Annotated in this window: 18 protein-coding genes, 1 pseudogene and 1 riboswitch; of the genes and pseudogenes, 10 read left to right on the top strand and 9 right to left on the bottom strand. The window is 72.5% G+C overall.

Annotation, left to right across the window (positions count from 1 at the left end; translation table 11 throughout):
• Positions 1-13 precede the first annotated feature (13 nt).
• The 3 genes and pseudogenes from ACN27C_RS29785 to ACN27C_RS29795 all read left to right on the top strand — a co-directional run bounded on the left by ACN27C_RS29785 (position 14) and on the right by ACN27C_RS29795 (position 4,911).
• Complete coding sequence (locus ACN27C_RS29785; protein WP_422749561.1) at positions 14-1,486, top strand: glycosyltransferase; 1,473 nt, start codon at positions 14-16, stop codon at positions 1,484-1,486.
• Entirely contained in the window at positions 1,483-3,612 is a 2,130-nt protein-coding gene (locus tag ACN27C_RS29790) for a glycosyltransferase (RefSeq protein WP_422749563.1), read from the top strand. Before ACN27C_RS29785 ends, ACN27C_RS29790 begins: the two co-directional genes overlap by 4 nt.
• A gap of 148 nt (positions 3,613-3,760) precedes the next feature.
• A pseudogene (locus tag ACN27C_RS29795) lies at positions 3,761-4,911 on the top strand (IS30 family transposase).
• A gap of 58 nt (positions 4,912-4,969) precedes the next feature.
• Here the strand turns inward: ACN27C_RS29795 and galE are convergent.
• The 4 genes from galE to ACN27C_RS29815 all read right to left on the bottom strand — a co-directional run bounded on the left by galE (position 4,970) and on the right by ACN27C_RS29815 (position 8,914).
• Positions 4,970-6,007, bottom strand: a complete 1,038-nt coding sequence (galE, locus tag ACN27C_RS29800; RefSeq protein ID WP_422749565.1) for a UDP-glucose 4-epimerase GalE — start codon at positions 6,005-6,007, stop codon at positions 4,970-4,972.
• Positions 6,008-6,010: 3 nt separating this feature from the next.
• A complete protein-coding gene (locus ACN27C_RS29805) occupies positions 6,011-7,024 on the bottom strand; it encodes a Gfo/Idh/MocA family protein (protein WP_422749567.1) in 1,014 nt (337 codons plus the stop codon).
• Positions 7,021-8,130 carry a DegT/DnrJ/EryC1/StrS family aminotransferase gene (locus ACN27C_RS29810; protein WP_422749569.1) on the bottom strand — a complete coding sequence of 370 codons (1,110 nt, stop codon included), beginning with the start codon at positions 8,128-8,130 and terminating at the stop codon, positions 7,021-7,023. The genes ACN27C_RS29805 and ACN27C_RS29810 overlap by 4 nt, the downstream gene beginning before the upstream one ends.
• A 151-nt stretch (positions 8,131-8,281) precedes the next feature.
• Positions 8,282-8,914, bottom strand: coding sequence for a TetR/AcrR family transcriptional regulator (locus ACN27C_RS29815; protein ID WP_349877986.1), 633 nt, complete (start codon positions 8,912-8,914; stop codon positions 8,282-8,284).
• Between the two features lie 155 nt (positions 8,915-9,069).
• Here ACN27C_RS29815 and ACN27C_RS29820 point away from each other — a divergent pair, with 155 nt between their 5' ends.
• From ACN27C_RS29820 to ACN27C_RS29835, 4 genes are all read left to right on the top strand, one after another.
• Positions 9,070-9,972, top strand: coding sequence for an ABC transporter permease (locus ACN27C_RS29820; protein WP_422749572.1), 903 nt, complete (start codon positions 9,070-9,072; stop codon positions 9,970-9,972).
• Positions 9,965-10,765: an ABC transporter ATP-binding protein gene (locus ACN27C_RS29825; RefSeq protein ID WP_349877988.1), complete on the top strand. Its 801-nt coding sequence runs from the start codon at positions 9,965-9,967 to the stop codon at positions 10,763-10,765. The genes ACN27C_RS29820 and ACN27C_RS29825 overlap by 8 nt, the downstream gene beginning before the upstream one ends.
• Before the next feature lie 104 nt (positions 10,766-10,869).
• Complete coding sequence (locus ACN27C_RS29830; RefSeq protein WP_422749574.1) at positions 10,870-12,372, top strand: D-ribitol-5-phosphate cytidylyltransferase; 1,503 nt, start codon at positions 10,870-10,872, stop codon at positions 12,370-12,372.
• Between the two features lie 19 nt (positions 12,373-12,391).
• Positions 12,392-14,068: a CDP-glycerol glycerophosphotransferase family protein gene (locus ACN27C_RS29835; RefSeq protein WP_422749576.1), complete on the top strand. Its 1,677-nt coding sequence runs from the start codon at positions 12,392-12,394 to the stop codon at positions 14,066-14,068.
• Between the two features lie 6 nt (positions 14,069-14,074).
• Here the strand turns inward: ACN27C_RS29835 and ACN27C_RS29840 are convergent, their stop codons facing one another.
• The 5 genes from ACN27C_RS29840 to ACN27C_RS29860 form a co-directional block, all read right to left on the bottom strand.
• Positions 14,075-14,821, bottom strand: coding sequence for an alpha/beta fold hydrolase (locus ACN27C_RS29840; protein WP_422749578.1), 747 nt, complete (start codon positions 14,819-14,821; stop codon positions 14,075-14,077).
• Positions 14,822-14,980: 159 nt separating this feature from the next.
• Positions 14,981-15,823 carry a C39 family peptidase gene (locus tag ACN27C_RS29845; protein WP_422749580.1) on the bottom strand — a complete coding sequence of 281 codons (843 nt, stop codon included), beginning with the start codon at positions 15,821-15,823 and terminating at the stop codon, positions 14,981-14,983.
• Positions 15,824-16,027: 204 nt separating this feature from the next.
• A riboswitch (cyclic di-AMP (ydaO/yuaA leader) is annotated at positions 16,028-16,169 on the bottom strand.
• 308 nt (positions 16,170-16,477) lie between these two features.
• Entirely contained in the window at positions 16,478-17,242 is a 765-nt protein-coding gene (locus ACN27C_RS29850) for a hypothetical protein (protein ID WP_422749582.1), read from the bottom strand.
• Positions 17,243-17,369: 127 nt separating this feature from the next.
• Entirely contained in the window at positions 17,370-17,714 is a 345-nt protein-coding gene (locus ACN27C_RS29855) for a hypothetical protein (protein ID WP_422749584.1), read from the bottom strand.
• A gap of 80 nt (positions 17,715-17,794) precedes the next feature.
• Complete coding sequence (locus ACN27C_RS29860) at positions 17,795-19,012, bottom strand: acyltransferase family protein (RefSeq protein WP_422749586.1); 1,218 nt, start codon at positions 19,010-19,012, stop codon at positions 17,795-17,797.
• 156 nt (positions 19,013-19,168) lie between these two features.
• Between ACN27C_RS29860 and ACN27C_RS29865 the strand changes: the two genes are divergently transcribed.
• From ACN27C_RS29865 to ACN27C_RS29875, 3 genes are all read left to right on the top strand, one after another.
• Complete coding sequence (locus tag ACN27C_RS29865; RefSeq protein WP_422749588.1) at positions 19,169-20,494, top strand: polysaccharide pyruvyl transferase family protein; 1,326 nt, start codon at positions 19,169-19,171, stop codon at positions 20,492-20,494.
• A gap of 40 nt (positions 20,495-20,534) precedes the next feature.
• On the top strand, positions 20,535-21,170 hold the full coding sequence (locus ACN27C_RS29870) for an alpha-ketoglutarate-dependent dioxygenase AlkB (RefSeq protein WP_421500223.1): 636 nt from the start codon (positions 20,535-20,537) through the stop codon (positions 21,168-21,170).
• 95 nt (positions 21,171-21,265) lie between these two features.
• Positions 21,266-22,606 carry a uracil-xanthine permease family protein gene (locus ACN27C_RS29875; RefSeq protein WP_358173057.1) on the top strand — a complete coding sequence of 447 codons (1,341 nt, stop codon included), beginning with the start codon at positions 21,266-21,268 and terminating at the stop codon, positions 22,604-22,606.
• Positions 22,607-22,610 lie beyond the last annotated feature (4 nt).

The following is a 22,610-nucleotide window of genomic DNA, read 5'->3' on the forward strand; positions in this document are numbered from 1 at the left end:
TGTTCGCCCGACCATGACGCCATCCCTCGACATGTCGCACTCCACCGCGAACGGCCGCGGGGCGGCCGTTCGCGGTCGTCGCCCGCACCTCATCTACCTGGCCATCGGGTTCCCGCCGGCGGCCAAGAGCTGCGCCTACCGGATGCGGGAGACGGCCAACCAGTTCCGCCGGATCGGCTGGGACGTCACCGTGGTGACGATCACGGCCGCTTCCTGGGAGCGGGACTCGGGCCTCGACCACAGCCTCCTGGACCAGGTCGACCCCGAGATCAAGGTCGTCGAGCTGCCGCTGGCCCGGGAGGACCTCGAGACGGACATCCGCCAGTTCAGCGAGGAGCGCGCGCTGCGCCCGGCGAAGTGGCTGACCAACCTGCGCAAGCGGGAGAGGCGGATCTTCCCGGAGCCGGTCTTCGGCAGCTGGCGCGGCGCGCTGGAGCGGGCGGTGCTCGACGTGCACCGCCAGCACCCGGCCGACCTGCTGCTGGCCAGCTGCGTGCCGTACGTGAACCTGGCCGCGGCCTGGAAGCTGTGGGAGCTGCACGGCGTGCCGTACGCGGTGGACTTCCGCGACGGCTGGTCGATCGACGTGGTCAACGGCGGCCAGGCCTTCACCCCCGACTCCGAGGCGGGGCTCTGGGAGCGCCGGATCCTCGACCACTGCCAGTCGCTCTGGGTGGTCAACGACCCGATCGCCGACCACTACCGGGCGCGCTACCCCCACGTGGCGGACCGGGTGCACGTGGTCCGCAACGGCTACGACCGGGACAGCGTCCCGGCGATCCGTCCTCGGAAGCCCGATCCGGAGGCCGGCCTGACCTTCGGCTACCTGGGCACGGTCAACTACACCACCCACCAGCTCGGCGTGGTGCTCGACGCGTGGCGCGAGGCCCGCAAGCAGGAGCCGCTGCTGCGCAACGCCCGGTTCGAGATCCGCGGGCACATCGGCGCCGGCGCGAACCGGGAGGCGAACGGGCTGACCGAGCTGATCCGCGAGGCGGCGGCCGACGGCGTCTCCTTCGGCGGCCCGGTACGCAAGGCGGAGGTCGCGGAGACGTACGGCGGCTGGGACGCCCTCGTGCTGATCCTCATCGGCGGCCGGTACGTCACCTCCGGCAAGGTGTACGAGTACATGGCGACCGGCCTGCCGATCGTCTCGGTGCACGAGGTCGACCACGACGCGTCCCGGGTGCTCGACGGCCACCCGCTGTGGACGGGTGCCTGCGGCCTGGACGAGCTGCGCCTGGTGGAGAGCTTCCGCGCGGCCGCCCGGATGGTGGTGGAGGCCACCGAGGAGCAGCGCGACGGGGTCCGGCACCACGCCGACCCGTTCACCCGGGAGATCCTGATGCAGAACGCGGTCGAGCGGTTGGCCGCGCACGCCCTGGCGGAACCGCACGACCTGCCGGTCAACGGCGCGGTGGTGCGTCCGTCGGGTGCGAACTCGACGACGGAGCAGGACGAACGATCCGGTGGGGTGCGCGCATGAGCAACGTGTTGCTGGTGACGGGGGTGGCCCCGCAGGCGGGGATTCTCAGCACGGCGGTGCAGCGGCTGCGTGAGGCCGGCGCCCGCGTCCACCTGGTCGGCGCCCTGAGCCAGGACGAGCTGCCGGAGGACCTCCACCTCGACGGGGTGTGTGCGCTGCCGGTGGACATCGCGAAGGACTCACCGACCCGCGCGCTGGCCCGGCAGGTGCCCGGGGAACGGGTATGGAGCCGGATCCGGCGCGAGCCCTGGGCCCGGGAGCAGGCCCGCACCGCTGACGTCCTGGTGGCCCTCGACGCGCACGCGGTCTACACGGTGTGGCGGTTCGCGCAGCGCAACCGGTCCGCCGACGCCCGCTACGGCATCCAGGCCGCGGTGCAGGCGCTTGCCGACCGCAGGGACCGGCACGGCACCGGCGGCCCGCTCCAGCGCCTGGCCAACGGCATCCCCTCCACCGCGCTGGTGCGGCAGAGCGTCAACCGGCTGATCAGCGGCGCCCCGCGGGCCGCGGTGAACGCGGTCACCGCCCGGCCGATCATGCGCAGCAAGGCCGGCACCCAGCTCTGGCTGAGCGCGCTGAAGGCGCCGAAGATGCCCGACTCGGTGCGGACCAAGGTCGCCCGGCAGGTCGCCAAGGGCATGGCCTGGGCGGACCGGCCCGAGGGCGAGGCCATGGTCCTCACCGCCACGGCGAGCAAGCTCCGCAAGCCCACCGCGCGGGCTCGGATGCTCGGCGAGGCGGCGAGCCGCGAACTCAAGGCCGGCATGCCGCCGCGCGACCTGAACGGCGCGGTCGAGGCGCTGCTCAAGGTGGCCGACCAGCGGCACCGGGCGGACGAGAACGTGGCCGCCGCAGACCTGCTGAACCGGGCCATGACGCTGGCGTTCGACCGGGTGCTGCACATCGATCAGCTCACCTCTCCGCTAGCGGAGAACCCGGAGGGCTTCATCGCGCCGTTCCGCCGCTCGCTGGCGGCGACCACGGTGGCGAGTCCGCGGGGCCGGCTCCAGCCGGCGGCGCCGCCGCCGACCGACCGGCCGCTGCGGCTGCTGATCGCCACCAGCGCCAACGACAACTTCCTGAAGCTGATCCGGTCCTACTACGACGCCCACCCGCAGGTCGAGGTCCGGTTCGTCGACCTGGCGGCCAACGCCGCGCTCAAGAGCGTGACCTGGGCGTCGAAGCCGATGCTGGAGCACCGCCTGTCGGCCGACTCCACGCCCTACGGCGACAAGGCCGAGGAGCGGCTGCGCCCGTACCTCGACTGGGCGGACACCGTCTTCGTGGACTGGTGCGTGGCGCCGGCGGCGCTGTTCACCATGGTGGACCCGGGCACCACCCGGATCATCGTCCGCCTGCACAGCTACGAGGCGTTGTCGCGCTGGCCGTACATGGTGGACTTCTCCCGGATCGACGACCTGGTCTTCGTCGCCGATCACATCCGGGACCTCACCACCACCCTGGTGCCCTACCTGAACGGCCCGGACGGGCCGCGCACGCACGTGCTGGACAACGCCATGGACCTGCGCGGGTTCCAGATCGACAAGCCGTCGGAGGCCCGCTTCCAGCTCGGCATGGTGGGCATCAGCCAGGTCGCCAAGGACCCGCGCTGGGCGGTCGAGGTGCTGCGACTGCTGCGCCGCCGCGACGAGCGGTACCGGCTGCTGCTGGTGGGCGGCGACATGAACCCCAACGTGAGCGTGGCCAGCCGGGACTACCTGGAGGCGTTCAACCGGGACGTGCGGGAGTTCGAGGCGGACGGCGCGGTGCGCCGGCTCGGGCCCACCAACGAGGTGCCGAAGATGCTGAGCGACATCGGCGTAATCATCAGCTCGTCGGTGCGCGAGGGCTGCCACTGCGGTCTCATGGAGGGCGCGGCCAGCGGCGCCGTCCCGGTGGTGCGCGACTGGCCGTTCTTCGCCGGGCGGCCGCACAGCGCCCGCACGCTCTACCCGAACGGCTGGGTCGTCGGCAGTCCGGAGGAGGCGGTGGAGCGGATCCTGGAGACCACCGCCACCGAGGAGGCCTGGCGCGCCGCCGGTCGCGACGCGTCGGCGTACGCGCTGCGTGAGTGGGACTGGTCGGTGGTGCAGCACGACTTCGACCGGCTCCTGTTGGAGTCCTGACCGCACGACGAAGAAGGGCCCCACCGGAAACCCTTGGGTTCTAGGGATCGTTGCAACGCCTGACTGATCAGGGGCTGCAGTGTTCGAGATCCGTGGGGATCGCCGGCCGCAGGGACCGAAGAAGCTTCGCGCGGAGCGCCAGGCATATTTGGATCTTGTGGCGCGGGGTGTAAGTACGAGTGAAGCGTGCCGGCTGGTCGGGATCAATCGCAAGACTGGTCACCGCTGGCGGTACGGCCGCACGATCCAGACGAAGGCCGGGCAGCAGGGAGTACGTCCCGCTGCCCGGTCTTTGACCGTGTCGGACCGGTTTCTGTCCCAGGCCGAGCGGATCGTGATCGCTGATCGGCTGCGGGAGGGTGCCTCGCAGGCGGCGATCGCGGCTGAGCTGCGGCGTTCGCCGGGCACGATCAGCCGGGAGATCCGCCGCAATCGGCACCCGGACAGCGGTGACTACCGGCCGCCCTACGCAGCCCAGCAACGCCCGACAGCAGGCGGCCTCGTCCGAAGATCGGCAAAATCGCCGCGTGCCCGGCGCTGCGGGAACACGTCCAGGCCATGCTGGATCGCAAGCACAGCCCGGAACAGATCAGCCGTCGGCTGCGCCGCGACTTTCCCGAGCGGAACGAGCTGCACGTATCACACGAGACGATCTACCAGGCGCTCTACGTCCAGAGCCGTGGCGAACTGCGTCGAGAACTGACCACCGCGCTGCGCACCGGCCGCGCGGTGCGACGTCCCCGCCGCCAGCCTGGTCAGCGCCAGCCACGCTTCACCTATCCCATAGTGATGATCAGCGAACGGCCCGCCGAGGCCGACGACCGTGCCGTGCCCGGACATTGGGAAGGCGACCTGATCATCGGCAAGGACAACGGCTCCGCCATCGGCACACTTGTCGAGCGCTGCACCCGCTACGTCCTGCTCGTGCACCTGGGCGCCGGCCGCAGCGCCGACCGGGTCCGCGACGGCCTGCTCACCGCCATGGCCACCCTGCCGCACCACCTGAAACGGTCTCTGACCTGGGACCAAGGCATCGAGATGGCGATGCACCACCAGTTCAGCATCACCGCGCAGATGCCGGTCTACTTCTGCGACCCGCACTCACCCTGGCAACGCGGCTCCAACGAGAACACCAACGGGCTGCTGCGCCAGTACTTCCCCAAAGGCACCGACCTGGCCGTCCACAGCCCCGACCACCTCGCCAACGTCGCCGCCGAACTCAACGCCCGCCCACGCAAAACGCTCGGCTGGGACACCCCAGCCGAGCGCCTCGCTAAGCTCCTAGCCGTCACCGACTAACCAACGTGTTGCAACGACCCCTTAAAACCGCCACCGGTGGGGCCCTTCTTCGTACGGCTCAGCGTGGGGCGGGTACGCGCGCTGCGGTGGCCGCCTCGTCCGCCGGGCCGAGCAACTCGTCGCGCAGCTCGGCCCACTGCAGCGAGTGCTGGATGCCCTCGGTGAGGGAGAGCGTCGGCACCCAGCCGAGATGCCGCCGGGCCCGGTCGCTGCGGGTGTAGGTGCCGGCCGAGTCACCCGGCCGGCGCGGCGCCACGGCCGTGGGGATGGGCCGGCCGAGCACCGTGTTGAACGCGTCCAGCAACTCCCGCACCGTCGTGCCGTCGCCGGTGCCGAGGTTGAACACCTCGTACCGGCGGTCGCCGGCGAGCACCGTGTCGAACCGGCGCAGCGCCTCGACGTGGGCCTGCGCGAGGTCCCACACATGCACGTAGTCGCGGATGCCGGAGCCGTCTCGGGTCGGCCAGTCGGTGCCGGTGACCTGGAACGTGCTGCCGGTTCGGGCCGACTCGATCATCTTGCCGAGCACGTGCGACGGGCGGGGCAACTGCAGGCCGGTGCGCATCTTCGGGTCGGCGCCGACCGGGTTGAAGTAGCGCAGCGAGATCACCCGCAGCGGGTACGCGCGGGCGCTGTCCGCCAGCACCCGCTCGACCATCGCCTTGCTCTCCCCGTACGGACTGGTGGCCGCGACCGGGGAGGTCTCGTCGACCGCGAAGTCGTCCCCCGGTTGGTAGATCGCCGCGGAGGAGCTGAACAGGAACCGGGCGCACCCGTTGGCCACCAGCGCGTCGAGGAACTCGACGGTCTTGCCGACGTTCTCCCGGTAGTAGCGCAACGGGTGCTCGACCGAGTCCGGGACGACGATGAGCGCGGCGCAGTGCACCGCCGCCTCGATGTCCGGATGCTCGGCGAAGATCCGGTCGACCAGCGCCGAGTCGGCGATGTCACCGCGGTAGAAGGTGCGGTCCTGGACGAACTCCGCCCGCCCGGTGCTGAGATTGTCCAGGATCACCGGGGTGATGCCGGCGTCCAGGCAGGCCGAGGCGATGGTGCTGCCGATGAAGCCGGCGCCGCCAGCGATCAGAACCTTCACGGGTCAGCCCCGCGCTGCCGGCGGGATGGCCACCGTGACGCCCTCGGTCGCCGAGCGCAGCACCGCACCGGCCACGTCGACGGTCCGCAGGCCCTGCCGGAGGGTGACGATGTCGCTCTCCTTGCCCTCCACCGCGTCGCGGAAGCGCTCGTGCTCGACCAGCAGCGGCTCCCGCTTCGGGATGGCGTAGCGGACCATGTCGCCCTCGGCCACGCCGCGGAACGCGCGCAGCGCCTCCCACTCGGTGTCGATGGCGGCGTTGGCGTAGAACGTCAGGTCGGCGGTGAGCGTGTCGGCCACGAAGCAGCCCTTGTCACCGGTGACCACGGTCGACCGCTCCTTGAGCGGGCTGAGCCAGTTCACCAGGTGGTTGACCATCGTGCCGTCGGCGAGCTGGCCGACCACGGCGACCATGTCCTCGTGCAGCCGGCCGCTGCGCGAGACGGTGCGGGCGGCGACCGAGCTGTACTGCTGGCCGGTCACCCAGGCGGTCAGGTCGATGTCGTGGGTGGCCAGGTCCATCACCACGCCGACGTCGGCGATCCGGTGCGGGAACGGGCCCTGGCGCCGGGTCACGACCTGGAACACCTCGCCCAGCTCACCCGCCTCCAGGCGGGTACGCAGGCTCTGCAGCGCCGGGTTGTAGCGCTCGATGTGCCCGACGCCGGCGACCAGGCCGGCGTTCTCGAACGCCTCGACCAGACGGGTGGCGGCGCCGACGGACTGGGCGAGCGGCTTCTCGATGAGCGCGCAGACGCCGTTGGCGGCCAGCTCCATGCCGATCGGCTCGTGCAGCGCCGTCGGGCAGGCCACCACCGCGTAGTCGACGCCGAGGGCGAGCAGGTCGCTGAGCTCGGGCACGACGGGCGCGCGCAGCGTGCCGGTCACGTCGCCGGCCGGGTCGACCACACCGACCAGCTCGACGCCGTCCAGGTTGGACAGCACGCGGGCGTGGTTGCGGCCCATCGCGCCGAGGCCGATCAGGCCGGCCCGCAGCTTCCGTCCACCGTCGCTCATCGGGCACCGCCGGCCAGGTTCGCGCCCTCGGCGATCCGCTCCAGGTCGGCGGGGCTCAGCGACGGGTGCACCGGCAGCGAGACCACCTCGGCGGCGGCCCGCTCGGTCTCCGGCAGGTCCCACGGGCCCGGCTTGCCGTCGGCGGTGAGGTACGGCTTGAGCCGGTGGATCGGGGTCGGGTAGTAGACCGCGTTGCCGATGCCCAGCTCGGTGAGGCGGGCCATGGCGGCGTCCCGGTCGCCGGTCACGCGCACCGTGTACTGGTGGTAGACGTGGCGGGCGGCGTCCGCGACCGGCGGGGTGACCATGCCGGTGATCTTCGAGTCGAGGTACTTGGCGTTCGCGCGGCGCTGCTCGGTCCACTCGCCGAGCTGGGCGAGCTGCACCCGGCCGATCGCGGCGGCCACGTCCGTCATGCGCATGTTGGCGCCGACGATCTCGTTGGCGTACCGCTGCTCCATGCCCTGGTTGCGCAGCAGCCGCAGGGTCCGGGCCAGCTCGGCGTCGGCGGTGCTGATCATGCCGCCCTCCAGGGCGTGCATGTTCTTCGTGGGGTAGAAGCTGAAGCAGCCGGCGGTGCCGAACGCGCCGACCGGGGTGCCGTGCAGGGACGCGCCGTGGGCCTGCGCGGCGTCCTCGACCACGGCCAGGCCGTGCTGCTGCGCGATCGCCATGATCCGGTCCATCGCGGCCGGGTGGCCGTAGAGGTGCACCGGCATGATCGCGACGGTCTTCGGCGTGATCGCGGCGGCGACCGCCTCCGGGTCGACGCAGAAGCTGCCCGGCTCGATGTCCACGAAGACCGGCTCGGCGCCGACCAGCCGGACCGCGTTCGCGCTCGCGGCGAAGGAGAAGGACGGGACGATGATCTCGTCACCCGGGCCGAAGCCGAGCGCCATCAGCGTCAGCTGGAGCGCGGAGGTGCCGGAGTTGACAGCGACGCAGTGCCGGCCGCCGACGAGGTCGCCGAACTCCTCCTCGAACGCGGCGACCTCGGGGCCCTGCACGACCCGGCCGCTCCGCAGCACCCGGACGGCCGCCTCGATCTCGGCCTCGCCGATGATCGGCCGTGCGGGGGGAATGAACTCTGGATGCGGCCCGAGCATGGGGCTTCCTCCTGTCGACGCGTGGTTCATGAGGGACATTTCGGGGGATGGTACCGGTCTGTCGGGAAAACCAGCGGGTTGCACTGATTGTCCGACCGGATGTGACCTTCTGTTCATGATCGACGACGGCCCTCCGGGGGCGGCCCGGGGTTCAGACTTCCACCTCGTCGCGTACAGGCCCCACGCATGCTACCCGCAGCGCGGCGACGATCGCGGCCGCCATCCGGGGCACCTCGGTGGGCTCCAGCGCGGCCCGGGAGATCGCCATCCGCCAGTAGACCGGGCCCACGATGAGATCGACGGCGGCGCGCCGGTCGGTGTCCGGGGACAGCTCACCACGCTCGACCGCCCGGCCGATCAGGATCCGCCCCACGGCCTGCTGGTAGTCGTCCAGCGCGGCCTGCAACTTCTCCGCGATCTGCGGGTTGCGGGCCGCCTCGGCCAGCAGGTCCGGGATGATCTGCGCGGCCAGCCGGTGACGCAGCGCGCGCGCCATCACGTGCAGCAGGATCTCCAGGTCACCGAGGAGGCTGCCGGTGTCCAGCAGCGGGATGTTCCGCCCGGCCACCGCCGAGACCATGTCCAGCACCAGGTCGAGCTTGGAACGCCAGCGGCGGTAGATGGCGGTCTTGCTCACACCGGCCCGGCGGGCCACCGCCTCGATGGAGAGGCGACCGTAGCCCACCTCGGCCAACTCCTGCATCACGGCGGCGCGGATGGCACTGGTGATCTCCCCGCGCAGCACCGCCGCGCCGGCCGGGGCACGCCTCTTCTCGGTCGTCACGTGGAACAATGTAGCGCAACGACGGTACGGTTGCGTCCCGACGTTCGGTGGACTACCTTCCATGCAGCAGCGAGGCGGCTCCTCCCCGCCCGGCCACGCTGGATCTCTTTCACCGCAATGCTCCCCATCAGCACGAAAGATCGGAGCGCCTGAACATGGCCAACACCGCGGTGGCCGACCCCGAATCCGGACTGACCCGGGCCCAGCTGGCCCAGCGGTACGGGCTACGGGTGGCCGGGGAACGACCCGCCCTGGGTGAGTACGCCCGCAGGTTGTGGGCGTACCGGCACTTCATGACCGCGTACTCGCGGGCGAAGGTCGCCTCCTCGCTGAGCAACACCCAGCTCGGTCAGCTCTGGCAGGTGCTGACACCGCTCACCAACGCGGCGGTCTACTTCCTGATCTTCGGTCTGATCCTGGCTCAGCACAAGAACGTGCCGAACTTCATCGCGTACCTGTGCACCGGTGTGTTCATCTTCATCTTCACCCAGACGGCGGCGACGAACGGCGTCAGCGCGATCACCGGCAACCTGGGCCTGATCCGGGCGCTCCAGTTCCCCCGGGCCGCGCTGCCGATCACCGTCACGCTCGTGCAGCTCCAGCAGCTGCTCATGTCGATGGTGGTGCTGGCCGGCATCGTGCTCGTCACCGGCGAGCCGATCACCTTCCGCTGGATCCTGATCGTCCCGATGCTGCTGCTGCAGACGATCTTCAACGTCGGGCTCAGCATGGTGATGGCCCGTCTCGGCTCCAAGGCGACCGACCTCAAGCAGATCATGCCGTTCGTGATGCGCACCTGGCTGTACGCCTCCGGCGTGCTCTACCCGGTGGCGCTCATCCGCGAGCACCTGCCGTCGTGGGCGGCCAACATCCTGGAGTGGAACCCACCGCTGGTCTTCATCGAGCTGGCCCGCTACGCGCTGCTCGACTCGCACCAGGCGAACCTGGTGAGCTCCCCGCTGAAGCTGTGGGCGCTCGGCCTGTTCTGGGCGGTCGTGATGGGCATCGGCGGGTTCGTCTACTTCTGGCGCGGAGAGAAGGAGTACGGCCGTGGCTGAGCAGACCCTGCCGCTGAACGCCGGCCCGGTGACCGACTCGGGTCGCGTCCCCACAGTGGTGGTGGACGACGTGCACGTGATCTACCGGATCCACAAGGGCGCGACCGGCGGCACCACCCCGGTCTCCGCGCTCAAGCGGATCGTCTCCCGCAGCAAGGCGCCCAACATCCGCGAGGTGCACGCGGTCAAGGGCGTGAGCTTCACCGCGTACGAGGGTGAGGCGATCGGCCTGATCGGCAGCAACGGCTCCGGCAAGTCCACACTGCTGCGCGCCATCGCCGGCCTGCTGCCGCCGGCCCGCGGGGCCGTCTACACCAAGGGCCAGCCGTCGCTGCTCGGCGTGAACGCCGCACTGCTGAACGACCTGTCCGGCGAGCGCAACGTGGTGCTCGGCTGCCTGGCCATGGGCATGCCGCCGGAGGAGGTCAAGCGGATCGCCCCGGAGATCATCGAGTTCTCCGGGATCAACGAGCGCGGCGACTTCGCCTCGCTGCCGATGCGCACCTACTCCTCCGGCATGGGCGCGCGGCTGCGCTTCGCGATCTCCTCGGCGAAGAAGCACGACGTGCTGCTCATCGACGAGGCGCTGGCCACCGGCGACCGCAAGTTCCGGGTCCGCAGCGAGCAGCGGGTCCGCGAGCTGCGCGACAGCGCCGGCACCGTCTTCCTGGTCAGCCACTCGATCGGCTCGATCCGGGACACCTGCGAGCGGACCATCTGGCTGGAGAGCGGCGTCCTGAAGATGGACGGCCCCACCAAGGAGGTCTGCGACGCGTACGAGAACCAGAAGTAGCGCCCTGGAGCGCACCGCACCGGGTTCCGCCCGGAGCGGTGCGCTCCGGCGTACGCGTTAATGTTTTCGGATCCATCCCCTTTCACCCAGAGTGAGGTACGGCAATGACGCAGGACCACACCACCGCACCGGACGCCGCGCCGGCGAACCCGGCACCCTGGCGCCCCGCGCGTACGGTGGCCGTGATCCTCGCCGGGGGGACCGGCACGCGCCTCGGGCTGGGCATCCCGAAGCAGCTCCTCAAGATCGCCGGTAAGCCGATCATCGAGCACACCCTCGCCGTCTTCGAGGCCGCGCCGGAGATCGACGAGATCATCGTGCTGATGGCCACCGGTCACGTCGACGACGCCCGGCGCATCGTCGCCGACGCCGGCTTCCGCAAGGTCACCCAGGTGATCGAGGGCGGCGAGACCCGCAACGACACCACCCGGATCGCGCTCGACGCGGTCGGCGAGGGCGACGTCAACATCCTCTTCCACGACGCGGTCCGCCCGCTGGTCAGCGCCCGGATCGTGCGCGAGTGCGTGAACGCGCTCTGGACGTACTCGGCGGTCGACGTGGCCATCCCGTCCGCCGACACGATCATCCAGGTCGACGCGGACGACTGCATCACCGACATTCCGGTCCGCTCCCGGCTGCGCCGCGGCCAGACCCCGCAGGCGTTCCGCTCCGGCACCATCCGGGAGGCGTACCGCCGCGCCGAGGGCGACCCCGGCTTCGCCGCCACCGACGACTGCGGTGTGGTGCTGCGCTACCTGCCCGGCACGCCGATCAAGGTGATCGACGGCTCGGACGAGAACATCAAGGTCACCCACCCGGTCGACGTGCACCTGGCCGACAAGCTGTTCCAGCTCGCCGCCGCCCAGGCGCCCCGCCTGACCGACCACCGCAGCTACGCCGAGGAGCTGACCGGCCGGACCATCGTGGTCTTCGGCGGCAGCTACGGCATCGGCCACGACCTGGCCGAGCTGGCCCGTGGCTACGGCGCCCAGGTCTTCCCGTTCAGCCGCTCCACCACCGGCACGCACGTCGAGCGCGCCGAGGACGTGGCCGCCGCGCTGAAGACCGCGTTCGAGGCGACCGGCCGGATCGACCACGTGGTGGTCACCGCCGGCATCCTGGAGAAGGGCGCGCTCGCCGAGATGGACTCGGAGACGATGGACCGTCTCCTGCACGTCAACTTCGTCGGCCCGGTCACCATCGCGCGCCAGTCCCTGCCGTACCTCCAGCAGACCAAGGGCCAGTTGCTGCTCTACACGTCCAGCTCGTACACCCGGGGCCGGGCCCGCTACGCGCTGTACTCGGCCACCAAGGCCGCGCTGGTCAACCTGACCCAGGCGCTCGCCGACGAGTGGGCCGAGTTCGGCGTACGGGTCAACTGCGTCAACCCGGAACGCACCGCCACCCCGATGCGGACGCGGGCGTTCGGCGAGGAGCCGGAACACACGCTGCTCTCCTCCGAGGCGGTCGCGCAGGCGTCCCTGGACGTGCTGATCTCCGAACTGACCGGCCAGGTGGTCGACGTGCGCCGGTCCCCCGGCGAGCAGGTCGCCGCCGTACCGGCCCAGCCGGGCCCGCACCGGTCCGAGCTGTCCGCCGACGCCTGAACCCGACGGGACGTACCAGATGCGTGGTGACCTGGTCCGCAAGCTGCTCGCCCGGGTGCTGACCACCGGGCTGGCGGTGCTGGCCTTCCTCGTCGTGGCGCTCACCGGCGCCACCGGCTGGGGCCTGGCCCTGGCCGTCGCGGCGCTCGCCGCCACCGCCTGGGAGCGCCGGGTCCGGCCGTCCGCCGACGGCCTCGCCGAGACGGTGCTCGTCGCCGCCGGCGTCCTGGTCGGCCACGCCCGGCGCCTCGACGACGGCTTCGACCCGGCGCTGGCCGCCACCGCGCTGGTCCTGCTCGGGCTGGTGCTGCTGGTCGGGCCGCTGCGGCAGGCCGGCGCGCTGGAGATCCGGGCGGCGAACCTCCCGGTCCGTACGTGGACACCGGTCGTCGCCGCCCGGCTCGGCGACGCGCTGCTGGCGCTGCTGGCCGTGGTGGCGCTCGCCGCCGCCCTGGCGCTGCCCGCCTGGTCGGCGCTCGCCGCCGCGCTGCTCGTCGGCGCCGGGTGCGGGGCGGTCGCGCTGGATCTCGCCCGGCGCCGGTTCCGCCCGCCCGCCGGAGGTGGCCCGGTCGGCCGGGCGCTGCGCCGGCACCAGCCCGAGTTCCTGCTGCACTTCTCCGCGCCGCCCGGCTCGGAGTACCAGGTCACCATGTGGCTGCCGTACCTGGAGCGGATCGGCCGCCCGTTCGTGGTGGTGCTGCGCGAGCCGGAGTTCCTGTCCACGGTGGCCGCCGCCACCCGCGCCCCGGTGGTCCTCTGCCCCACGCTGAAGGCGCTCGACGAGGCGCTGGTGCCGAGCCTGCGGGTGGCGTTCTACGTCAACCACGGCGCGAAGAACGCCCACGTGATCCGGTTCAACCAGCTCACCCACGTGCAGTTGCACCACGGCGACAGCGACAAGGCCCCCAGCGCCAACCCGGTCTCGGCCATCTTCGACAAGATCTTCGTGGCCGGTCAGGCCGCGATCGACAGGTACGCCCGCGCCGGCGTGGAGATCCCCGCCGACAAGTTCGTCGTGGTCGGCCGGCCCCAGGTCGAGGCCATCGAGGTACGCCGGGAGCCGGTCACCGCACCGGCGCACCCCACGGTCCTCTACACCCCGACCTGGACCGGGCACCACGCCGACGCGAACTACTGCTCGCTGCCGGTGGCCGAGACGCTGATCCGCCGGCTGATCGACCGGGGCGCCGCGGTGATCCTGCGCGCCCACCCGTACACCGGCAAGAACCCGGCCTCGGCCCGTCAGCTCGCCCGGCTCACCGAACTGCTCGCCGCCGACCGGGCGAAGACCGGCCGGCCGCACCTGTGGGGCGCCGCCGCGAGCCGCGAGCTGACGCTCACCGAGTGCGTCAACCGCGCCGACGCGCTGGTCTCCGACGTGTCCGGGGTCATCTCCGACTGGCTCTACTCCGGCAAGCCGTACGCGGTCACCGACACCGGCGCCGACGGCGCGCACTTCGTCGAGCGGTTCCCGCTCGCGGCGTCCGGCTACGTGCTGCGGCGTGACATGTCCAACGTGGACGAAGTGCTCACCGACCTGCTCGACGCCGACCCGAAGGCGGCGCGGCGCTGGGCGGCGCGGACCCGGTACCTGGGCGACTTCCCCGCCGACGGGTACGCCGAGGCGTTCCTCACCGCCGCCCGCCGGGAGCTGGAACCCGACTGGGCGGTCCCGGCGCCGCGCGCCGAGGTGTAGGCCCGCTCAGAGGTACGGGTCGAGCAGGGCGAGCACCGCCTCCGGATCCTCGACGTGCGCGTTGTGGCCCAGCCCGGGCAGCGTCGCCACCGGCACGCCCAGCTCCTTGAGCTGCGCGTCGGTCACCATCGGGTCCAGCTCGCCCCGGGCCAGCAGCACGGGCACACCGGTGGCGGCCAGCAGGGCCGGCAGCCGGGGCTCCCCGACCGCGAACGCGGCCGGGTCCATCGCGAGCCGCCAGCGGCCGTCCACCCGGCGCAGCCCCGCCTCCACCACCGGATGGTCCGGTGCGAACAGCCCGGCGAGCCCGGAGACCCGCAGGTAGCGGCGGGCCGCCTCGTCACGGGTGGCGAACCAGGTGACCGGCCGGGCGGCCAGTTCCGCCGACTTGGCCAGTTCGGCCGGGGACCAGACCGCCTTGATGCCGAGCCCGACCACCGCGTCGACCGGAAGCCCTCGCTGCCGGGCGGCGAGCGCCAGCGCCACCACGCCGCCGAGCGAGTGCCCGAGCAGCACCAGCCGGTCGTCCGGGCTGAGCCGGACCGGGCCGAGCCCGTCGACCACGCGCTGGGCCAGGGCCTCGAACGAGTAGCCGTCGAGCGAGGGCGACCAGCCGTGTCCCGCGAGGTCGGGGGCGAGCCAGCGGCCGGGCCAGCGGCGTTCCAGCAGCGGCGCCCAGGGCAGCCACACCTCGCCGGTGGCACCCATGCCGTGCAGGAGAATCAGGTGCCGCTTCCCCGTCGCATCGCCCATTGGCGCAGTCTGCCACCGCCCGCCCCGGACACGCGAGACCGCACCCCGGCCAGCCTCGTCGCCCGCCATCCCGTCGATCTTGCGGTTTCGGCCCGTGGGACGCCCGGCTTGCCCGTTGTGACGGGGCCGCAACTGCAAGATCAGCGGGGCCGGGCGGGGTCAGGCGGAGTAGCCGCGGGTGGAGACCCAGTTCGCCAGGTCGATCGTGGTGACCCAGTACGACGGCAGCGACGGGTCGGCCGAGTCGGCGATGCGCACGGTCCGGCCGTCGTCCTTGTAGCCGACCACGGCGACGTAGTGGCCGCCCGGGAACGAGTGCCAGCCGCCGTTGGTGTCGGTGGCGGTGCCGGCGACGTTCGCGACGACCGCGCGGCCGTTGGTGATCGCCTCGACCACGTCGGCCTGGAGCCGGTCCATCTGGGCCGGGGTGGCGGTGCCGGGGATCATGCGGGTCCGGTACGGGTTGCCCTTGACCTGCTGGTTGAGCACCCGGGTGGTGTCCTCGGCCGAGTTGGTGCCCATCTCGGTGGTGCCGAGCGGGCCGGCGAGCGCGTCCTGGCTGCGTTCGATGCCGGCGGCGCTGAGCGCGTTGCGCACGGCGGCCGGACCGCAGTAGAAGTAGTTGATCTGCGCCTGGTAGTCGTAGTCGAGCGACTTGCTCGACGGCGGCTTCGGCTTGGCCTTGGGCGTGGTGTCCGGGTCGGCCGTGGCCTTCTTCGACGGGGAGGCGCTCGGCGACGCGCTGGGCGCGGCGGAGGCGCTGGGCGACGCCGGCGGGACGGCGATGCGGGCCTCGCCGCGGCTGGCGGGCTGCTCGCCGAGACGGGCGGCGCCGAGATCGGCGACCGCCGCGGTGTTCTCCTCGACCGGGGCGTCGTCACCGGCGGTGGCGACGGTGCCGGCGCCGGCGGCCAGCACGAGCGCGGCGGCCGATCCGGCGATGATCTGGTACGGGCGCTCGGTGACGATCCGTCGCAGCTGACGCTTCAGGTGGTGCTTCACGAAATCCTCCACGGGGCGTGAGCGGCGCACGCCGGCCCGGCACGCGGAGGAACTCACACGTGCTGGCGGGGCCGGATGGCCGGGGGATCGGGAACGCCCGTGATGCCGGGCGCCCAGGGGGCGGTTGCCGGTCGCGCGTCAGGCGAGCGCGGGCACCGCGGTGCCGTGGAGGCGGGGGGACGATCGAGGGGTGGGCAAGAGGGGTACTCCTTCCGTGGCCGCCGACCGGGTTAGCTGACGGATTCGGGCGGGAAGTACGCCCTACCGCGGGCCGTGGCTCGCGGATTCACCCCGATGGTGCTCATGGGTCCCCGGTTCGTGGAACACGATTAGGCGGGTCGGTGCGGCGTCGCCGTCGGCGATCGATTACCGCATCGGACGCGCCGACACTACCGGTGGGTATGTCCCATGCCAAGCGCTCCCACCTGCGTAAACGTGATCCGCGGTAACGGATTTCGGAACACCCGGTTACTGACTTCGCTCAATGGGACAAGCAGTTTCGACGGCACCCGGCGGCGGAAAGCGGACAGACGGCCAGCACCGGCCCGGCAATCGCGCGACTCGATGACCTGTTCCGCGCCGGACGCCCGTTTCGGCGGCCCGGGTGACCGGGCTCACCACATTCCGGGTAACGATTCGGTCGAGACGGTCGTCTCAGCCGACCCGGGCCGGGCGCCACCGGGCGTTGCGGACCGTCGCGGGCACCGGCTGGGCGCTCGCCGTCGCGCTCCGGTACACCGGGGCGGGCCGCAGCGCCACGGTGGCGGCGTACGCCTCGGCGGCGAGCGTCCGGGCGGCCTCGGCGGCCAGTTCCGCGTCCCGCCACGCCGCCCGCTCCCGCTCGGCGGCGCTCTCCCATCCGGCCCGGCGACCGTCCCGGACGGTGCGTGCCAGCACGGTCTCCTGCTCGGCCGGGTGCCGGCGCGGATCCCACCCGTTGCGACCCGCCAGCACGTCGGCGAGCTGACGGGCGGTCAGGTCGCCCCGCCAGTGCGCCGTCATGGCGGCGTGGTGCAGCCAGCGCTCCCGGGCCGCGTACTCAGCCGGGGTGCGCGGGGTGCGCGGGGCGGCCAGCGCGGCGGCGCCGGCCAGGCGGCGGGCGGCGGCGTCCGCCTCGTCGTACGCGGTCCAGGCCCGTTCCGCCTCGTCCTGCGCGGCCAGCCACCGCTCCCGGCGGCGGCGGGCCGTCTGGGCGGCCCCGGCGGCGGCCACCGCCACCTCCTCGGCGTACCGGACCAGGTCGTCGCGGCGGGCGGCGTCGGCGTCGGCCGGTTCGGGGACGGCGTCCGGCGCGGGCTCGCGTTCGGGCCGGGCGACGAGCGCGGCGAGCAGGCCCAGCGCGAGCAGCAGCAGGAAGGACCAGATGGCCGCGGCCTCGGGCACGGAGGTGAGGAAGTGGTACAGAGCGGTCTGCGACATGGTCGGCACCTCACGGGAAGAACCTGGCGGGAGGGCCGCACGGCCGGCCGGGGCGGGCGGGCCACCGGGAGGCGGGTGCGGGGATGACGTTCGGTGGGTGCGGGAACGGGCGCGGCCCGTGGGCGGATCAGCGGGCGGGCGGGGCCCGTGGGCCGGCCGGCGCGGCGGCCCGTCCGGCCGGGACCGGCTCCGCGACGGCCGGGACCGTCGCCCGGCGAGCGGGCGCCGGGACACCGGCGGGCGAGGCCGGCCGCTCGGCCACGCGGTCGACCTCCGGCCGCGCGGCGGTCGAGGCGCCCGTGACCGTGTACGCCGAGGCGGCGACCGCCGGAGCCGGGGCGGCAGCGGCGACACCGGACGGCAGCGTGGCGGCGCCGAACGAACAGGCGACCACCACGGCGAGACTGGCGAGCATCCGGGCGGTCCAGCGCGCCACCCACCACACGGGGCAGGTGAGCGCGATCGGAAGCACGGGTACAAATTACCGCCGATCCCCCACGAACGCACCGCCGCACGGCGTGTCGCGGACCGGCCGGCAGACGACGGCGCGTGTCAGTCCGGGCGACGCCGCCCGGCGTACTCGATGCCCTCGGCCCGACGGGCGACGGACGTCGCGCCCCCGTCGGCGGCCGGGGTGGCGGCGTCCTCGGCGGACCCGCGTGGAGCCGGCACGGCCGGTGCGCGCGACGCCGTGCGGGCCCGGCGGGACGGGCCGAGCAGGCGCATCATCGGCAGCTCCACCCAGCGGTGCAGCGCGGCGGCCAGCGCGAGCGTGACCACCAGGAAGCCGAGCACCGCGACCGGGCCGCGCCAGCCGGGCAGCCCGGTCCCCCAGTGCCCGGTCAGCCGCAGCACAGTGACCATGACCAGCACGTGGACCAGGTAGAAGGCGAACGAGACCTCACCGAGCCAGACCATCGCGCGGGACCGCCAGGGGGTGGGCCGGCCCCGCACGTCGGCGTCCGCCGCGGCGGCGATGACCAGCAGGTACGCGACCGCGAGCAGTGCCGCCCAGAACTCGGCCGGGATCCACAGCGCGGCCACCACCCAGGTGGTGACGAACAGCCCGGTGGCGACGGCGAGGTTCGGTCCGCGCCAGCGGTGCCGGCGCATCAGCTCGGCGGCGGCCACCCCCATCCAGAACTCCAGCGACCGGGTCACCGGGAAGATCTGGGTGAACCACCACCGCTGCTCCTCCGGCACCAGGTGCTGGCCGGGCCACAGCGCCAGGATGAGCAGCGGCGCCGCGACCAGCACGGTGCGCAGCACGCCGGTACGGGCCCGGCGCAGCCACGGCACCACGAGCGGCAGGCACAGGTAGAAGGCCAGTTCGCAGGAGAGCGACCAGCTCACGTTGTTGACGCTGTAGAAGTAGCCGCCCAGCGGGATCCACGCCTGGACCAGGAAGAAGTTGGCGATCGCGGCCCACGGCACGACCGGATCGGCGAACCAGGCCGCGATCGCCAGCGCGGCGACGAACGTCACCACGTGGTTCGGGTAGATCTTGGCGAACCGGCGGCGCAGGAACGTCCTGGCGCGCTCCCCGTCCCGGTACGACCAGACCAGCACGAACCCGCTGAGGATGAAGAAGAACTCGACGCCGGACAGGCCCAGGCTGAACGCCTTGTCCACCACGGCCTTCAGGTGCGGTTCGGCGACGATCCCCATGGTGCCGGCGTGGAAGGCGAAGACCAGCAGCGCGGCGACCCACCGCAATCCGGTCAGCGACGGCAGTCGTGGGGCACGGGTGACGGTCGGCGCGCTGGTCATTCCGGGCACCCTACCCCGGGGAACCGGGACGTTCCCGGCGAGCCGACGCCCGCTCGGCTCCGCACCGGCGGCGGATAGGATTTCCGTTCCTGCACGCGCGGGCACCCACCCGGCTCCCGCCCGCACGCCGTGCCGTACGGAAGGTGAGCGAACCGGATGCACCAGCGGATCCTGCTCCGCGCCCGCAAGGGCCCGTTCGACGTCCTCACGCCCGAGGAGACGTTCGCCGGCAACTGGATCGGGGACAACAGCGGCAACCTGGTCTTCAGCCACGCCGCGTACAAGCTGCTCGCCACCTCCACGGCCGAGATCACACCGACCCGCACCCCGGCCGACCCGCGGCTCGCCGACGAGATCAACGAACGGCACGACGTCTTCGTCGTACCGCTCGCCAACGCGTTCCGCCGCAGCTTCGTGCACCGCCTCACGCCGCTGACCCGGCTGATCGAGCGGCTGAAGATCCCGGTGGTGGTGCTCGGCGTCGGCGTGCAGACGAACGTCGACGGCGACCGCGAGTACCTGCGGCCGATCGACGAGCCGGTCCGCGCGTTCTGCAAGGCCGTGCTGGACCGGTCGCACAGCATCGGCGTCCGCGGCGAGGTGACCGAGAGCTACCTCAACGCGCTGGGCTTCTCCGCCGTGGAGCAGATCGGCTGCCCGTCGATGTTCCTGCACGGCGACACGTTCCAGCTGGAGAAGACCCGCCCGGAGCTGACCGCCGACTCGAAGGTCGCGCTCACCATCTCCCCGTACGTCCGCTCGATGGCCTCGGTGGTCCGCCACCACCAGGAGCGCTACCCGAACCTCTGCTACGTGCCGCAGGACCTGCGGACGCTCGGCACCCTGCTCTACGGCGACGCGCCCGAGCACCGGGGCCAGAGCAGCGACATCCCGCTGCACACCTCGCACCCGCTGTTCGCCGAGGACAAGGTGCGCATGTTCGTCGACCCGTGGACCTGGATGTCGCACCTGTCCGAATACGACTTCGCGTTCGGCACCCGCATCCACGGCACCATCACCGCGCTCGTCGCCGGCACGCCCGGCTACCTGTTCGCCCACGACTCGCGCACCCTGGAACTGGCCCGCTACTTCGGCATCCCGCACCGGATCATGCGGGACGTGCCGGCCGACGTCGACGCCGCCGACCTCTACGCCGAGGCCGACTACACCGCGCTCAACGACGGCCACAAGGCCCGCTTCGAGACCATCACCGCGTTCCTGGCCAAGCACGACCTCGGCACCTCGTTCGCCGACGGCGACAGCGCGGCGCGCTTCGACCGGCGGGTCGGCGAGACGGTGTTCCCGCCGGCCGTCCGGCCCGCTGCCGCCACCACGCCGGCCGAACTGCTGACCCGCATCGAGCGGCTGCGCGACGAGAACGCCGAACTCAGCGCCACCATCGTCGCGATGCGCTCGCAGCAGCTCCGGGAGCGGATCAAGCAGGCCGTCCCGGGCAAGGTCCGCCGGATGCTGCGGCGCTGACCGTCGTACGCCTGTTCGAGAGCAGGGTACGATCGGCTGCGTGTCCGACGCGTACCAGCCCTCGATGCTCGACCTGGCCGAGCAGGGCCCGACCCTGGGCCCGCTCGCCGGGGCGCTGCGCCGGCACGAGCTGAGCCGGGGCGCCTGGGTCGACCACCTGCCCGGCTGGGTGCGCGGCTCCGACGAGGTGCTCGACACGCTGCGCCACGAGGTGCCCTGGCGGGCCGAACGCCGCACCATGTACGACGCCGAGGTCGACGTGCCCCGGCTGCTCTGCTGGTACGCCGCCGGCCGGCCGCTGCCGCACCCGGTGCTCACCGCGGCCCGGGACGCGCTCACCCGGCACTACGCGCCCGAGCTGGGCGAGCCGTTCGTCACCGCCGGCATGTGCCTCTACCGCGACGGTCGTGACAGCGTGGCCTGGCACGGCGACACGCTCGGCCGCTCCGCGCACACCGACACCATGGTCGCGATCGTCTCGTTCGGTTCCCCGCGCGCGCTGCTGCTGCGCCCCCGCGGCGGCGGGGGCGGCAGCCTGCGGTTCCCGCTCGGCCACGGCGACCTCGTCGTCATGGGCGGCTCCTGCCAGCGCACCTGGGAGCACGCGGTGCCGAAGACCACCCGCCCGGTCGGCCCCCGGGTCAGCGTCCAGTTCCGTCCCACCGGCGTCGCCTGAGCCGAGGGCGGGCCCACGCCTGGCCAGGGCACGTGCTAGAAACAACTCCCAGGGTCGATCACGCCCCCGTCACCCGATGACGCGAAGGGCGACCGATGACCCAGTCCCCCACCTCCTCCCGCTGGTCCCCGTGGACCCTGCACGGCGACGGCCGCCACGTACGCCCCGGCGACGTGGTCGCACCCGACGAACGGCTCTCCTGGCCGCGCACCATCGGCGTCGGCGTCCAGCACGTGGTCGCCATGTTCGGCGCCACCTTCACCGTCCCGCTCATCACCGGGTTCCCGCCCGCCACCACGCTGCTGTTCTCCGGGCTCGGCACGCTGCTGTTCCTGCTGATCACCGGCAACCGGCTGCCCTCGTACCTCGGGTCGTCGTTCGCGTTCATCGCGCCGGTGCTGGCCGCGAAGACCGACGGCGGCATCGGCGCGGCCCTCGGCGGCATCGTCGTCGCGGGCGTCGCGCTGGCGATCGTCGGCGTCGTGGTGCAGGTGGCCGGTTCCCGCTGGATCGACGCGCTGATGCCGCCGGTGGTCACCGGCGCGATCGTCATGCTGATCGGCCTCAACCTCGCGCCGGTGGCCTGGGACGGCGACGGATCCGGCACCGGCGTGAAGGCACAGCCGCTGATCGCCGTGGTCACGCTCGTCGCGATCCTGCTCACCACAGTGCTGTTCCGCGGCTTCGTGGCGCGGCTGTCGATCCTCGTCGGCGTGGTGGTCGGCTGGGTGCTCGCCGCGCTCACCGGCAACCTCGACCAGCAGGCGGTCAGCGGCCTGCGCCAGGCGGCCTGGGTCGGTTTCCCCGAGTTCCACACGCCGAGCTTCGACGCGCGCGCCGTCGTGCTGGTCATCCCGGTGATCCTGGTGCTGATCGCGGAGAACGCCGGGCACGTCAAGGCGGTCGCTGCGATGACCGGCCGCAACCTCGACCGCGACATGGGCCGGGCGCTGCTCGGCGACGGCGTCGCCACGGTGCTGGCCGGGTCCGGCGGCGGTTCCGGCACCACCACGTACGCGGAGAACATCGGCGTGATGGCGGCGACCCGCGTCTACTCCACCGCCGCGTACTGGATCGCCGGCGCCACGGCGATCCTGCTCGGGCTCTGCCCCAAGTTCGGCGCGCTGATCCTGACCGTCCCGGCCGGTGTGCTCGGTGGCGCCACCACCGCCCTGTACGGCCTGATCGCCATCCTGGGCGCCCGGATCTGGATCGAGAGCCGGGTCGACTTCCACGACCCGATCAACCTGTTCACCGCTGCGGTGGCGGTGATCATCGGTGCCGCCAACTACACACTGACGGCCGGCGACCTGTCGTTCAACGGCATCGCCCTGGGCACGGCCGCCGCCCTCGCGATCTACCACGGCATGCGCCTGATCGCCCGCCTGCGCGGCACCACCCCCGAGTCCCGCCAGTCCCCCGAACCCGAACTCTGACCCC

The organism is Micromonospora sp. WMMD1219 (assembly GCF_049315215.1).
Taxonomy (GTDB): Bacteria; Actinomycetota; Actinomycetes; order Mycobacteriales; family Micromonosporaceae; genus Micromonospora; species Micromonospora tulbaghiae.